The organism is Arthrobacter sp. TB 26 (assembly GCF_000427315.1).
GTDB lineage: Bacteria > Actinomycetota > Actinomycetes > Actinomycetales > Micrococcaceae > Arthrobacter.
In genome coordinates this window covers 1-9,174 of the sequence record NZ_AUPJ01000170.1, presented here as the reverse complement: position 1 = coordinate 9,174, position 9,174 = coordinate 1, and the positions used below count along the sequence as shown (strand labels likewise).

The 9,174-nt window shown below is 66.7% G+C and carries 15 protein-coding genes and 1 pseudogene (1 of these 16 only partly in view); 10 read left to right on the top strand and 6 right to left on the bottom strand.

All coding sequences use genetic code 11. The features are described from left to right. Positions 1-412: pseudogene (locus tag K789_RS22445) on the bottom strand (cation transporter); it reaches 349 nt to the left of the window's first position. After that, positions 409-735: an ArsR/SmtB family transcription factor gene (locus tag K789_RS0105750; RefSeq protein ID WP_024365928.1), complete on the bottom strand. Its 327-nt coding sequence runs from the start codon at positions 733-735 to the stop codon at positions 409-411. Before K789_RS0105750 ends, K789_RS22445 begins: the two are co-directional and overlap by 4 nt. A gap of 349 nt (positions 736-1,084) precedes the next feature. On the opposite strand from K789_RS0105750, the gene K789_RS24425 reads away from it, so the two are divergent. Together K789_RS24425 and K789_RS22435 are read left to right on the top strand one after the other, a co-directional pair. Next, a complete protein-coding gene (locus K789_RS24425; RefSeq protein WP_024365927.1) occupies positions 1,085-1,480 on the top strand; it encodes a hypothetical protein in 396 nt (131 codons plus the stop codon). Positions 1,481-1,540: 60 nt separating this feature from the next. Continuing rightward, a complete protein-coding gene (locus tag K789_RS22435) occupies positions 1,541-1,786 on the top strand; it encodes an ArsR/SmtB family transcription factor (RefSeq protein WP_306376509.1) in 246 nt (81 codons plus the stop codon). Positions 1,787-1,953: 167 nt separating this feature from the next. Here K789_RS22435 and K789_RS0105735 read toward each other — a convergent pair whose 3' ends face one another. The 3 genes from K789_RS0105735 to trxA all read right to left on the bottom strand — a co-directional run bounded on the left by K789_RS0105735 (position 1,954) and on the right by trxA (position 3,386). Continuing rightward, entirely contained in the window at positions 1,954-2,292 is a 339-nt protein-coding gene (locus K789_RS0105735; protein WP_024365926.1) for a YnfA family protein, read from the bottom strand. A gap of 173 nt (positions 2,293-2,465) precedes the next feature. Continuing rightward, positions 2,466-2,939 (bottom strand): OsmC family protein, encoded by a 474-nt coding sequence (locus K789_RS0105730; protein WP_024365925.1) that lies wholly within the window; start codon positions 2,937-2,939, stop codon positions 2,466-2,468. 69 nt (positions 2,940-3,008) lie between these two features. Further along, positions 3,009-3,386, bottom strand: coding sequence for a thioredoxin (gene trxA, locus K789_RS0105725; RefSeq protein WP_024365924.1), 378 nt, complete (start codon positions 3,384-3,386; stop codon positions 3,009-3,011). A 131-nt stretch (positions 3,387-3,517) separates the two neighbouring features. On the opposite strand from trxA, the gene K789_RS0105720 reads away from it, so the two are divergent. From K789_RS0105720 to K789_RS25340, 8 genes are all read left to right on the top strand, one after another. Beyond that, complete coding sequence (locus K789_RS0105720) at positions 3,518-3,832, top strand: rhodanese-like domain-containing protein (RefSeq protein WP_024365923.1); 315 nt, start codon at positions 3,518-3,520, stop codon at positions 3,830-3,832. Between the two features lie 2 nt (positions 3,833-3,834). After that, positions 3,835-4,164 carry a metal-sensitive transcriptional regulator gene (locus tag K789_RS0105715; RefSeq protein WP_024365922.1) on the top strand — a complete coding sequence of 110 codons (330 nt, stop codon included), beginning with the start codon at positions 3,835-3,837 and terminating at the stop codon, positions 4,162-4,164. 83 nt (positions 4,165-4,247) lie between these two features. Next, complete coding sequence (locus K789_RS0105710; RefSeq protein ID WP_024365921.1) at positions 4,248-4,550, top strand: rhodanese-like domain-containing protein; 303 nt, start codon at positions 4,248-4,250, stop codon at positions 4,548-4,550. A gap of 155 nt (positions 4,551-4,705) precedes the next feature. Next, positions 4,706-5,314, top strand: a complete 609-nt coding sequence (locus K789_RS0105705; protein ID WP_024365920.1) for a rhodanese-like domain-containing protein — start codon at positions 4,706-4,708, stop codon at positions 5,312-5,314. Beyond that, positions 5,311-6,075: a sulfite exporter TauE/SafE family protein gene (locus K789_RS0105700; RefSeq protein WP_029704580.1), complete on the top strand. Its 765-nt coding sequence runs from the start codon at positions 5,311-5,313 to the stop codon at positions 6,073-6,075. Before K789_RS0105705 ends, K789_RS0105700 begins: the two co-directional genes overlap by 4 nt. 379 nt (positions 6,076-6,454) lie before the next feature. After that, positions 6,455-6,742, top strand: coding sequence for a hypothetical protein (locus tag K789_RS0105695; RefSeq protein WP_024365918.1), 288 nt, complete (start codon positions 6,455-6,457; stop codon positions 6,740-6,742). Between the two features lie 157 nt (positions 6,743-6,899). After that, on the top strand, positions 6,900-7,346 hold the full coding sequence (locus K789_RS22430; protein WP_035739280.1) for a universal stress protein: 447 nt from the start codon (positions 6,900-6,902) through the stop codon (positions 7,344-7,346). Positions 7,347-7,450: 104 nt separating this feature from the next. Further along, positions 7,451-7,618 carry a hypothetical protein gene (locus K789_RS25340; protein ID WP_157835665.1) on the top strand — a complete coding sequence of 56 codons (168 nt, stop codon included), beginning with the start codon at positions 7,451-7,453 and terminating at the stop codon, positions 7,616-7,618. Positions 7,619-7,753: 135 nt separating this feature from the next. Here K789_RS25340 and K789_RS0105680 read toward each other — a convergent pair whose 3' ends face one another. Beyond that, on the bottom strand, positions 7,754-9,160 hold the full coding sequence (locus K789_RS0105680; protein ID WP_024365916.1) for an MBL fold metallo-hydrolase: 1,407 nt from the start codon (positions 9,158-9,160) through the stop codon (positions 7,754-7,756). Positions 9,161-9,174 lie beyond the last annotated feature (14 nt).

The window sequence follows — 9,174 nt, the reverse complement described above, 5'->3', positions numbered from 1 at the left end:
GGCGCTGCAGCCAGGACAGTACCGGCATGATGGCCAGGCTGAGCGCCGCGATGACGATGCCCGGAGTGGAGTGCCGGGCGTCGCCGCCGCCGGCCAGGGACGTGACCGAGTCGAAAGTAACGAAGGCGGCGAGGGCGAAGAAGGAGACGGCGATGAGCCGCAGGGTCAGGTGCTCGCGCCGTTCCGGATACTTGGCGGAGAACTGCCAGGACAGGACGACGGCGGACGCCACCTCGATCACCGAGTCCAGGCCGAAGCCGATCAGGGCCGAGGAGTCGGCCACACCGCCCGCCCAGAGAGCGGCGACGGCCTCGATGACGTTGTAGCTGATGGTCGAGGCGGCGAAGAGCCGGATCCGCCGGCTGAGCACGGCGCGGCGGACGGGGTCCGGTCCGAGCTCGACGGCCGTCATGCCAGGCACGTCCCGTCGGGAGCGCAGCAGGCCGGGTCCACCGAAAGGACGACCCCGAGCAGGTCACTGATCGCGTGTCCCAGCTTCGCGTCGGCGAGCTCATACCGGGTCCGCCGTCCGTCCGGAACGGCCACTACCAGCCCGCAGCCGCGCAGGCACGTCAAATGGTTCGACATGCTCTGCCGTGACACTCCGAGGGTGTCGGCCAGGTCGGACGGGTAGGCGGGTGCTTCTGCCAGCGCCAGGAGGATCCGGGCCCGGGTCGGATCGGAGACAGCGTAGCCGAACCGTGCCAGCACCGGGGCGTGCGTCAGGGTTTCCATGACACAAAAGTACATGCGTCAATGTATTCAAGCAATTATGTACTGTCACGATGCGTTCCACCTCAGGGGTCAGAACGGGCAGCTGGCTCCTGGGCGTCACGGCCCGGCGCACGGCGCGCCGGCGTTGGGGAGGGCGCAGCGGGTGCGGGCAACGCGGCCTAATACCGGGGCCGTTATCGGGACAGCGCTGACGATCAAAATGCTGGCTCTCGCGCCTGGCCTACGACCTCGAATCCCTGGCCAGTCCCGCGCTGGCAGCAGCACTGCTGACGGTGCTGTCCTTCCACGAGCTGTTCCTGGGAACCGTGGCCGGCTTCCTGTTCTCGGCGGCGCTGGTGGTGACCACCAGTTGCCGGCGGCGCATCCAGCTCCGCCGGAGGGTTCGCTGTGGCACCGGACCACCCTGGGCGCCCGGATCTTTGCCAGGACGCCGGAACTGCGGGGGCTGATGGCGCTGAACCTGGTGGTGGCGGCCGCCACAGCCCTGGTGCTCGTCAACACCGTGGTTTATGCCCGGGAACTCTTCGGCGGCTCAAATGCCGACGTCGCCCTCGCCCTGGCCTGTTTCGGCGCGGGATCAATGGTCATCGCGCTGGCGGCCCCCAGGATTCTGGACCGTGTCTCTCCCACGCGTGTTTCATCATCACCTACCCGGCCGCAGGATGGATCGGCGCCACTGCCGGCCAGCCCGCCGCAGCCGCCGTCCTCGCGGCGGTGGCTACAATCGGTACCGTGGCGGCCCTGAGATTCTGGCCCGCAACATCCAGGACCGGCCCCGCGCCGGCAACCGCGAAAGGGTGATCCGGTGGACAACGTACAACGCGCTGGCGCACCGAGCTTGCACCACAACGAAGCTCCCGACTCCCGCCGGCTCGACACCGCCACGGCCACGTTCCGGATGCTCTCGGATCCCACCCGGCTGCATATCCTCTGGCTCCTGGCCCAGGAACCCTCCGACGTGACGTCCCTGGTGGAGCGCACCGGTGCGTCCCGGACATCCGTCAGCCAGCATCTGGCCAAGCTGCGCTTCAGCGGCCTCGTCACCACATAAAAAGAGAGCCGCCGCGTCGTGTACAGTATCGCCGACGGACACCTGACTCGTCTCGTCATGGAGGGCCTGAACCACGCCGACCACAAAGTCACCGGCGAACCCACCCACGACTGACCCCGCCTGCCCGACAGCGACACTGAAGACGCCTGCCTTCGTCCGGAGTCGCCTCAGCCCGCGCTGCGCGGGGCAAACATGATGACGGCGACGCCGAGCAGGCAAATCAGGGATCCGGCGACATCCCAACGGTCCGGGCGGAAACCGTCAAGGATCATGCCCCAGGCCAGCGAGCCCGCCACAAACACGCCGCCGTAGGCTGCGAGGATGCGGCCGAAGTGCGCGTCCGGCTGGAGGGTCGCGACGAACCCGTAGATACCCAGGGACAGGACGCCGAGTCCGGCCCACCACCAGTCCTTGCCTTCGCGGACGGCCTGCCAGACCAACCAGGCGCCACCAATTTCGGCCGCCGCGGCAAGAATGAACAGAAGGATGGTTTTTACGGTAGTCACAACTCATCGTGGCAGGGCGGGGGGCCTAACCCCGAACGGGCCTTCCGCTGTGCGTCGAAAGTGCCCGCATGAGCCCTCATGGGGTCGGTGGCGCGGTTCCGCCCGCTGATCGACGGCAACTACCGCGCTCCCTCAGTGGGGAGCGCGGTTGGTCCCGATGTTTTTCCCTGTTGTCATCCGGGGTCGCCAGCGAAGACCACTGAGATCTCCGGGGCTGTCATCAGTGAGTTGTGCACGGTGCAGTGCGAGGCGACGGCGAGCAGGGCCCCTCGCCGCTCCTCGGGCATGCCAGTGGGGGTGGTGAGCCGCACCTCGATCCGGGCGACGCGTGCGGGGCGCGAGCCCATCCGGAAATCCGCCTCGACGGCCAGTCCCTCGGTGGGCAGGTCGTGCCGGCGCAGGTATCGCCGGGCGTAGAACGCGACACAGCCTGCGAGGCTGGCGATGAACAGTTCCGTCGGAGTCGGGCCGGTGTCTTCCCCGCCGTCGCTGGCCGGCTGGTCGGTCCGGATGACGTGGCCGCGGACATTGATGTCGAAGCGGTCACCGCCCAGGTGCACGACCCGTACCGGCTGGATATCGTCGGGTTCATGGCCCGTGGCCGGCTTGATGCTGCCCGACGCCGTGATGGCTGGTTCGCTGCTCATGTGTGCTCCTGGATCCGTCGGTTGGGCATGTCCCACGAGCCCCGGTCCGGGGTCCGGTAGTTACTTATCCTACGAAGCCGGGGCTGAAGCCGGCGCGGCCGCCATTTTCGCGCGGACCTCGTCCATGTCCAGCTCTTTGATGCCGGTGATGAGATGCTCCAGCCCGGTCGCGTTCATCGCCCCCGGCTGGGAGAAGACCAGGATTCCCTCCCGGAATGCCATCAGGGTGGGGATGGAGGAGATGCGGGCGGCGGCGGAGAGGCCGGGCTCGGCCTCCGTGTCCACCTTTGCGAAGACGACGTCCGGGTGGTTGTCCGATGCCTTGCTGAAAGTCGGTGCGAACATCCGGCAGGGGCCGCACCAGGCTGCCCAGAAGTCCACCAGCACGATGTCGTTGCCGGTGATGGTGTCGTTGAAAGTCTTTTCGGAAATGTCGATGGTTGCCATATGAAAACAATATACCCCCAGGGGTATAGGCGCAAGCGATCCGTTCCGGCTTGCTTTTATACCCCCAGGGGTATCATGATGGTAGGGAGGATGCCCGCCCGGGCTCCCGGACATCGTGGAAGGACACCAGCATGAAGAGCATTTCAGTGAACGACCTGGCTGCACTCGGGCCGGAGGCATCCATCATCGACGTCCGGGAAGAGGAAGAGTACTTGGAGGCTTGCGTCCCGGGAACCAGGAATATTCCTCTATCGCGTTTTCAGCAGTCCCTCGGTGACGTTCCGATCGGGCGGACCGTCTATGTGATGTGCGCTTCCGGTGGCCGGAGTTCACGCGCCACGGCGCACCTCACGGCCGACGGCTACGATGCGGTAAATGTCATGGGCGGCATCACGGAGTGGTATCGCAACGGTCACCCGGTCAACTACCAGGCCGGCGGCAAGTGAGCATGTCCTCCACAGCCAGCTTCCCGCAACTCCAACCCCGCCCGGATCCCGGCAGCCGCCGCACGGTGAACCGTCTTAAGCGCGCCCAGGGGCAGCTCACTGCCCTGATTGCCGCCGTCGAGTCCGGCGCCGACTGCCGGAATGTCGTCACCCAGCTCACCGCGGTCCGCGGAGCCTTGGATAAAGCCGGATTCGAACTGATCTCGACGGCGATGCGCGACTGCCTCGCAGAGCCTGCGGACCTCCCTGCCACAGGTGCGGTGCGGTCTGAGGATGCGGGCGGGAGCCTTACTTTGGAGGAAATCCGCGCACTCTTCCTGCGCCTGACCTAAACGGTCCCGGCCCCGTTCCTGAGAAACCCCGAAAACCTCGTTTTTGTAGCGCAACAGCCCCGTCCTACCGAAAGGTCCAGCACATGGAAATCACCCCCCAGCAGCTCGCCGAACAGCTTAAGAGCGGCAGCGACGCCCAGATTGTGGATGTCCGCGAATCAGCTGAAGTTGCCGACGGCATGATCCCCGGCGCCAAGCACGTCGCCCTTGGCGAACTGGCCAGCCACCTCAACGACCTGGACAAGTCCCGCCCCGTCATCGCCGTCTGCCGCAGCGGACGCCGCAGTGCAGCAGCCGCGGACCAGCTCACGGCGGCAGGTTTCACCGCCTACACCGTGCCCGGCGGAATGCTCGATTGGGCAGCCGCAGGCTTCCCCGTCAGCTGACCCCCTAGACTGCCCGGGTGGCATGCCCCCAAGTGCCGCCCGGGCTTCCACCTGCCCGGGGCCTGTCCCTGACATGGCCAACGGACGGTGGATGGCGGTTTCGTGCAAACGCGGGTCCGCCACCAGAAATGCTCCAAGATATACCGAAAGAGACTATGACTTCCTTGAATACGACCAACGCCATTGATTCCGCTCCCAAATCCATTGATGCCTCGACCCTGAAGGCCTGGGAAGACAATCACGACGACCTGATGATCATTGACGTGCGCAGCGGTGCCGAGTTCGATTCCATGCACATCAGGGGCTCGTACCATGTCCCGCTCGCCATGCTCAGCGAGCACACTGAAGAGTTCGCGGCGAAAATGGGCACCCGCGTGGTCCTGGTATGCCAGTCCGGCAACCGGGCCGAGCAGGCCCGCAAGCACCTGGACGCCGTCGGGCTGGCTGGCGCCAGTGTCCTGTCCGGGGGAGTTCCCGCCTACTCGGCGGCCGGCGGAAAGGTGGTCCGCGGCCGTGGCACCTGGGCGCTGGAGCGTCAGGTCCGGATGACCGCGGGCTCGCTCGTCCTGGCCGGCGTGCTCGGCAGCAAATTCGTCTCGCCCAAACTGGGTCTGATTGCCGGCGGCATCGGCGCGGGCCTGACCTACTCTGCCGCGACCAACAGCTGTGCCATGGGCCAGATGCTCTCCAAGATGCCGTGGAACCGCTCCGCGAACGAGCCCACCGCCCACCAGGCGCTGCAGAACCTGGACTCCCGGGCATGATCCTCTCCGCGGCGGCGTTCGGGCTGATCGTCGGCGGCCTGCTGGGCCTGGTTGGAGGCGGCGGGTCAATTCTCGCCGTGCCCGCCCTGGTCTATGGCGTAGGGCTGCCGCTTGCCGCGGCAATCCCGACGTCGCTGGTCGTCGTCGGCGCCTCCTCCGCCGTCGCGGTGCTGCCCCGGCTGCGCTCCGGGGTGAACTGGAGACTGGCGCTGATCATCGGCGCCGCAGGCACCGTGACCGCGTACCTCGGCGCGATGGTCAACCGGCTCCTGGACCCGAAGATCCTGCTCCTGGCTTTTGCCGCGATCATGGTCTTCGCCGGCATCCGGATGCTGATGCCGTCCAAAACCGCCGGCGGCGCCTGCGCGCTGCCCGAAGGCGGCGTCAACTGGCGCAGCTGCCTGCCCAAGGCAATCGCGACCGGCGCCGTCGTCGGGTTCCTGACCGGCCTGCTCGGCGTCGGCGGCGGCTTCCTGATCGTCCCGGCCCTCACCCTGGTTCTCGGGCTCCCGATGGCGGTGACCGTGGGGACGTCCCTGGTGATCATCGTGATCAGCTCGGCCGCCGGCTTTGCCGCCCACCTGGGTGACCTGCAGATTGACTGGGCTGTCACGGCCGCCTTCGCCGGAACCGCGATGGTCGCCTCGCTCGCGGCCGGGCGGATCGGCAGCAGGATTCCGGACAAGGCACTCAAGCGTGGCTTTGGCATCCTCGTCCTGGTGATCGCCGCCTACGTCGCTGTGCAGGCGCTCCTCTCCTGAGAGTGCCTGCAAGGGAAAGAAGAAAGCGCCGGAGGACATGTCCTCCGGCGCTTTCCTGTTCCTCAACGCCCGTGCCGGGCGAGTCGACCTACCATCCGAACAGCTTCGCCAGGAAACACTTGCCGGCCGACTTCTCCTGTTCGTGCCCACGGCAACGCTGGGTGGCCGGGACCCCGCGCATCACCAAGTTAACGTGCTGGCTGCAGCCGGTCCGGCGTGCCGGGGCGGCTAAAGCCTTCGAAAGGGTAGCGTGTCGTACCTAGGGGGATGTCGTGGAAGAAATCCTGATTGCAGGCGGGAAAGGGCGGCTCGGTGTCAGCGGGGCAGGGTTTCTCACCTGTTCTGGAGGCCCGGTTCACAGGTCGACCTTGACGACGCCATGAAGTCCATCGAGAAAATGCAGGGCCTGAGCGCCGGCCGGGCGTTGCCTCTCCTGGTCGAAATCTCTGATGTGACCATGAGTGCCGCCGCGAGGGGCGCCTTTGAACGCGCCAGGGCCGTCTCGGCTGTGGCTATGGTGGGATCCACCGTCGTCGACAAGGTCGTGGCGGCCGCCCTGGGACGGCACGGCTTCTGTCCGCACGCCTACTTCACCTCGCGCGCGGAGGCAACTGAATGGCTGGTTAGTCTCGCCTCGTCACGGGGCCGTGGGCTGCGCCAGGCATAGCGTCTCCGCTCTCTGATGAGCCAGGGGTGCGAGGCGTCGTCACCACGTCCGCCTCCGGCAGGAAGATCCTCTTGATTCCCCTGCGTATCGGGAGGATTGTTGGCCTTGCCGGACGACGTAGTGCCGCGAAGACGCGGTTTCCATAGCGGGAGGCGCAATGGCGGCAGGAATGGTATTTCGGATTGTTGTCGGAGTCGACGGGTCGGACTCTTCGCTGGCGGCTCTTGACTGGGCCCTTGAAGAAGCGCGGCTGCGGTCAGGGGAGGTTTACGTTGTCACAGCCTGGCACTACCCCGTCATAGGTGACGCAGCCGGCAGGGCTGAGGACCATGAATCATTCGGAGACAATGCCCGGAGTGTGCACGCTGACGCTTTGCAGCGGTCATCCGCAGCCGGGGGGACGGTCACCGGTGAAGTGACGGAGGGCCATCCCGCCGAAGTGCTTCTGAAAGCTGCTGCGGGGGCGGATCTCCTGGTGGTCGGATCGCGTGGCCATGGCGGCTTCGCCGGAATGCTGCTGGGCTCGGTATCCAGCCATGCGGTGCACCATGCCCATTGCCCGGTGCTGGTCGTCCGCAGCGGCGCGGATACAATCCAAGGCTGAGCGCCGGTGCCCGAGCCTCAAGGGCTCACATCCGCGCAGGCAACCCGACTGTTGGAAACCATCGGCCCCCAACGCGGTTCCCCTGAAACACACCGGCCTCCCGGGTGGTTCCCGGCGACGTTGTCCATACCCGGGTCGGCGACATCGTCCCTGCACTGTGGGCCGTGTTGATGGCACCGGTTCCCGGCGCCCTGCTGCTGCTGATACTCGCCGCGACCGCCTCGGGCGGCTTCATCGCGGACCGGCTCAAGTACCCGCGTTCAGGAAGCTGAAGCTGCATACCGGAAGCCTGCCTCCCGGGTGGCGGGCCAACAGCTAAGGTCGGCTGGCTGGCACAGTGAGGGCGGCGGACCGTTTGCCGGTCCGCCGCCCTCACGGTCAGTCAATCACTTCAGATGGTGCCTGGATCAGTTGCTGGCAATGGATGCCAGTGGCTGCCGGGTTGCCCAGGCGGCGTAGCTGCCGTCGAGTTCGACGACGTCGTAGCCGGCGCGGCGCAGCGCGCTGGCCGCGACGGAGTTCCGGACGCCGCTTTGGCAGTAGCTCACGATGGTGCCCTCGGCCGGGAGCTCGTCCAGGTGCCACATCACGCGGCCGCCGCTGAGCTGGTGGGAGCCCGGGATGTGTCCGGCGGTGTGTTCAGTGCGGTTCCGGACGTCCAGGACCATGGCGGCGTCGAAGTTCTCGAGGTCTTCAGGCGCGATGAGCTTCGGGGTGCTGACCGGCAGGCCCTCGAAGCCGGTGACGTAGCCGGCGACCTTGTCGATGCCGACGCGGACCAGGTGGTCCCACATCTCCTGCGCTGCGGACTGGTCAGGGGCCAGGAGCACGAGCGGGTTCTTGTCGGTTTCCGGGTTCACCACCCAGGCGCCGAAGCTGGCCACGGATTTGCCGGCCGGGACGTTGAGGGAGCCGGTGACGGTACCTTCGTGGACCTGGTCGTTGGGGCGGGTGTCGATGAACGTCACCGTGTCCGCGGCGAGGTCCTTCGCGACGGCGGCGAGGTCGAGTTCGGCCAGCGGGGCGCGTTCGCCCATCACGGCCGGGCCTTCACGGTTCTCCCGCTTCATCCGGCCGAAGTACGCGTGCGCGTCGGGCTGGCCGTCGAGGAGTTCATCAATGAAGCCCTGCTCGTCGTTGGCGGCCAGGTACGGGCCCCACCAGGAGTAGAGCCGCTCGTAGCCGACCGTGGAGGACGCGATCGCGCCCAGGGCCTTGCCGCAGGCACTGCCGGCGCCGTGGCCCGGGTGGACCTGGACGTGGTCCGGCAGGGTCAGGAACTTCTCCCGCAGGCTCGCGAAGAGCTGCTTGGCCCCGCCGAAGCGGGTGTCCACCCCGCCGGCAGCCTCATCCAGCAGGTCCGGGCGGCCCAGGTCCCCGGAGAAAACAAAGTCACCCGAGAGCAGGTACCCGGGGGTGTCGGCAAACGCACCATCGGTGACCAGGAAGGACAGGTGCTCCGGGGTGTGGCCGGGCGTATGCAGGGCCTTCACCGTGATGTTGCCCAGGGTGATCACATCATTGTCATAGAGGCGCTCAGCCTCGAAACCGTACTGCCAGTCCACTCCACCCTCACCGGAAACATAAGCAGTGGCACCGGTCGCGGCCGCCAGCTCCCGGGTGCCCGAGAGGAAATCCGCATGGATGTGGGTCTCGGTCACGGCAACAATCGTCATGCCGTTCTTCGCAGCCAGAGACTGGTACACCGCGATGTCACGGCGCGGGTCAACGACCAGCGCCTCACCCTTGGCCTGGCAGCCAATGAAGTAACTGGCCTGGGCAAGATCTTCGTCGTAGATGCGTTCCAGAAGCATGTGCTCTCCTTCGT

Coding starts and splice junctions, on each gene's coding strand:
- K789_RS0105750 (WP_024365928.1), bottom strand. CDS start 735: ATGGAAACCCTGACGCACGCCCCGGTGCTGGCACGGTTCGGCTACGCT.
- K789_RS0105730 (WP_024365925.1), bottom strand. CDS start 2,939: ATGAGCAGCGAACCAGCCATCACGGCGTCGGGCAGCATCAAGCCGGCC.
- trxA (WP_024365924.1), bottom strand. CDS start 3,386: ATGGCAACCATCGACATTTCCGAAAAGACTTTCAACGACACCATCACC.
- K789_RS0105720 (WP_024365923.1), top strand. CDS start 3,518: ATGAAGAGCATTTCAGTGAACGACCTGGCTGCACTCGGGCCGGAGGCA.
- K789_RS0105715 (WP_024365922.1), top strand. CDS start 3,835: ATGTCCTCCACAGCCAGCTTCCCGCAACTCCAACCCCGCCCGGATCCC.
- K789_RS0105710 (WP_024365921.1), top strand. CDS start 4,248: ATGGAAATCACCCCCCAGCAGCTCGCCGAACAGCTTAAGAGCGGCAGC.
- K789_RS0105705 (WP_024365920.1), top strand. CDS start 4,706: ATGACTTCCTTGAATACGACCAACGCCATTGATTCCGCTCCCAAATCC.
- K789_RS0105700 (WP_029704580.1), top strand. CDS start 5,311: ATGATCCTCTCCGCGGCGGCGTTCGGGCTGATCGTCGGCGGCCTGCTG.
- K789_RS0105695 (WP_024365918.1), top strand. CDS start 6,455: ATGAAGTCCATCGAGAAAATGCAGGGCCTGAGCGCCGGCCGGGCGTTG.
- K789_RS22430 (WP_035739280.1), top strand. CDS start 6,900: ATGGCGGCAGGAATGGTATTTCGGATTGTTGTCGGAGTCGACGGGTCG.
- K789_RS0105680 (WP_024365916.1), bottom strand. CDS start 9,160: ATGCTTCTGGAACGCATCTACGACGAAGATCTTGCCCAGGCCAGTTAC.